2 protein-coding genes and 1 pseudogene are annotated in these 2,385 nt (G+C 29.8%); all 3 read right to left on the bottom strand.

What is annotated here, in order from left to right; translation table 11 throughout:
• Positions 1-1,028: flippase (locus tag RTW80_RS24115; RefSeq protein WP_312720557.1), on the bottom strand; the 1,028-nt coding region annotated here is incomplete at its 3' end.
• Between the two features lie 77 nt (positions 1,029-1,105).
• Positions 1,106-1,960: a hypothetical protein gene (locus RTW80_RS24110; protein ID WP_312720554.1), complete on the bottom strand. Its 855-nt coding sequence runs from the start codon at positions 1,958-1,960 to the stop codon at positions 1,106-1,108.
• A gap of 43 nt (positions 1,961-2,003) precedes the next feature.
• A pseudogene (locus RTW80_RS24105) lies at positions 2,004-2,385 on the bottom strand (EpsG family protein); the annotation flags it as partial.

The raw sequence follows: 2,385 nt of genomic DNA, 5'->3' as shown, positions 1-2,385 counted from the left end.
ACACTAACCCACGCATATATTTTTATTAGAATTGAAGCTTCAGTATATTGATGAGTATAGAAAAATCCAATGATATAATCAGAAAGAAATGTCACAATCAAAGCAATTGAAACGCTAAGAACGACTAAAATATCATATAAAAATTGTAACCTTTTATTATACTCTAAGACATTAACCTCTCTAAGCTTAATTATCTTTGGAAATAAAGAACTGACGATTGCAACTGGGAAAAAATACCAAACCTCAACCATTTTAACAGCAACAGAGTAAATACCAACTGCAGAATCACCAATCATATTCCCAATCATTATTTGGTCAATTCGCATGTATAACATAAAAGCGACACCCGATAATATTAAAGGCCAACTTAAAGATAATAATCTTTTAGCTTCATAATAATCAAATAGCCATTTATCTTCGGATGAATGATTCTTTTTATAATAAAAATAAAGGAGCAAGCAAGTGATCAGTGCCTCTAAAGAAACAGTTGCACAGACATATAAGTATGACCCATTAAAATATATTATTGATATTTTAACAGCTGAGCTTATAAAGAAAGCAATATTTTGTGATAAAACAGTGTATTTCGATTTTATTTTTGACTCGAACCAATACTTAAAAATATCACTACTTCTAAGTAATACTGAAGGTAACATCACTAAAACAGCAAATAATACCCCCCAGTCATTCGGGCGGAGTACATATATTGTAATTGTAACTAAGACACTTGCTAAAAGACTTCCCAAGATCTGAAGGTACAACGAAGTCCCCATGATTACTTTAGCTTTGTTTTCGTTTTTAATGACCTCTCTGACAACTACACCGTTCATTCCTAAAGAAGCTACAGAAACATATATTGTGATAATAGCCAAACAATAATTATAAATACCAAATTCATGCGGTCCTAGATATCGTGCAAGCCATACTGATACAAGAAAGCCTAATCCCATTCTAATTAGACTATCTGCAGACAACCAAATGATATTAATAACAGCATTGTTTTTAACTATTTTATTAATAGTTATCATTTCAGCGCTCTCTTAAAAGCAAAATATATAAAGTAAATTATCAATAAAATAGTAAAAATAAAAAATATTCGTAAAGTCTATTTTTTGAATTGACGTATTCTGGGATGCTGACCATGGCAAAGGACTCGAATAATCACAAAAACATTATAAATATTCATAGACAAAATTTGCTCTATTATTGTTTTGCCTATGGAAAGAAAGTTATACAATCGCCCATGTTCAGAATAATAAATTTTGTTCAAAATCAAGTCAATTAAGCGTTCACGAGTTCTAAAAGAAGAAACATTATTTTCCTCGCTCGAAAGCGAATGTTTTAACACTCCGGATATATCAATTTTTATCTTGACATCATTAGACTTGAGTTTAGATATGCGGCGAAACAAGCTATAGTCCACACCGTATAATGCGAATTTTTCATCAAATAATTTCTGGTGATTTTTCTTAAATATGTCTATCAAAGAACGGTGAATCATAAGCCCTGATCCTATCGATATAACATCATCAATATCCTTTACTAAAAGAAAGTCAATATTACAAGGTTCACCATTTATTTTTGGATAATGTATTATATTTGTTTTCTCTGACAAAATAAGTGGTAGCGACAACTGGCAATTATTCCTTATTTTAGCACTAAAAAAATCATTGGGTATGACAGTATCATCATCAAAAATAAAATAATTATCATAACCAATGAGTTCCAAGAAATCATTGTAAATAATACTGAGTGGTCTATTGTTTAAATCTTCTTCAATTCGTACTATTCGATTGTCTTGTTTCATCGCTAAAAGAGTTGCACAAGTATTACTAACAGGTAAAGGTCCATTATTAAAAATAACGACATCACCTTTATAATCACTTTTAGACAATGATAAAAGAGTAGATGATTCTACGATCTGCTTATTGTATAAGATCACAAGCAAAATATTCTTCATTATTATCACTCATGTTAAATAAATTTCATAACTTCGAATAAATTCAGTAAGGATAGACTAAATCAATCAAAGGAGCTCGCCAAAAAGTTTCAATAGAAAATGCGATTTGAAATATTACAAATAGTAGCAATAAAAAATGATGTTTTTTTACGTTTTCTTTTTCATAATACTGCAAGATTAGAACATATAGAACAGGCGTGATAGGAACAGCCCAGTAAAAATTACGAATAAACCATGTCATTGAAATTAAAACAACACCATAAAACGTCACAATAGTAAAAAGGGAATAAATCATGACAAAATTACCAGATGTAATTATGGGATCTTTTGCTTTTCTGGTAAGGAAAAAAAATGAAAAAATTAATATTGCAATATAAATCTCTCCAGAAAAATATAATCGTTGAAGACTCGGCATATCATAAAAC

It is taken from the genome of Escherichia sp. AM3, assembly GCF_032029835.1.
Classification (GTDB): domain Bacteria; phylum Pseudomonadota; class Gammaproteobacteria; order Enterobacterales; family Enterobacteriaceae; genus Escherichia; species Escherichia coli.
The sequence above is the reverse complement of the archived record's forward strand: the minus strand, read 5'-3'. Positions and strand labels throughout refer to the sequence as shown.

Excerpts from the sequence above, each read along its gene's own strand:
- RTW80_RS24110 (WP_312720554.1), bottom strand. The coding sequence starts at position 1,960 with ATGAAGAATATTTTGCTTGTGATCTTATACAATAAGCAGATCGTAGAA.